At 68.3% G+C, this 243-nt stretch carries 1 protein-coding gene; it reads left to right on the top strand.

All coding sequences use genetic code 11. The features are described from left to right. Positions 1-243 (top strand): cadherin repeat domain-containing protein (locus HW452_RS17475; protein ID WP_224107355.1); only part of this gene is annotated, 243 nt, incomplete at both ends.

Genomic DNA, 243 nt, shown 5'->3' with positions numbered 1-243 from the left:
CGACCAGCCAGGGCAACGACCCGGACGGCGACAACGCGGCACTGCGCTACAGCCTGACCGAGGGCAGCAATGCCGACGGCTACTACGCCATCGACGCGATCACCGGCACCGTCACTCTGACCGACGCAGGTGCGGCCCACGTCAACGGCGGCGGCAACCTGCCGGCGGTGAACGTGACCGTGACCGACGCACAAGGGCTAACGGCTAACAACACCGCCACCGTGGGTGACAGCGCCTTGCTGC

Origin of the sequence: Vreelandella aquamarina (assembly GCF_020075495.1) — a bacterium.
In the GTDB taxonomy this organism is placed as follows: domain Bacteria; phylum Pseudomonadota; class Gammaproteobacteria; order Pseudomonadales; family Halomonadaceae; genus Vreelandella; species Vreelandella aquamarina_A.
Note: the sequence above shows the minus strand (reverse complement) of the source record. Positions and strands in the feature narration are given on the sequence as shown.